The following is a 352-nucleotide window of genomic DNA, read 5'->3' as shown; positions in this document are numbered from 1 at the left end:
TGCTTAGCAATCGCACTATTATCGGGGATTGGTTGGCTGCTTTGGTCCTTTAATTTGAAAACTAAGTGCGCAGTACCGTCCGGCAACTTTTCTTCCTGATAGGAAGTCTTAGGACAGAATTGTTGCATTAATTTACTTTGAACTTCCATATTACCGATGGTTAATACAGCGGTCGCCTTCTTTTTCCGTTTGAGGTAGTTTTTAACACTGCCGTATTGCCGTTCTGCGTGGCCCTTTTCACGTTGATGTTTATCGTGTTCCTCAACATAGTCTTTGAAATGTTCATCGTTCCATTGGTCGATTGCCGCTCGTGTTTTCGGTGATTCATCATATTGATTAAATTGAGTTTCGC

The 352-nt window shown here is 41.8% G+C and carries 1 pseudogene; it reads right to left on the bottom strand.

Going from position 1 to position 352, the window contains the following annotated elements:
• Positions 1–352 (bottom strand): annotated as a pseudogene (locus tag CP352_RS10915) (replication protein); the annotation flags it as partial.

It is taken from the genome of Lactobacillus sp. UMNPBX1 (assembly GCF_002554085.1).
Lineage (GTDB): Bacteria > Bacillota > Bacilli > Lactobacillales > Lactobacillaceae > Lactobacillus > Lactobacillus crispatus.
This window is presented reverse-complemented; position numbering and strand designations above follow the sequence as displayed.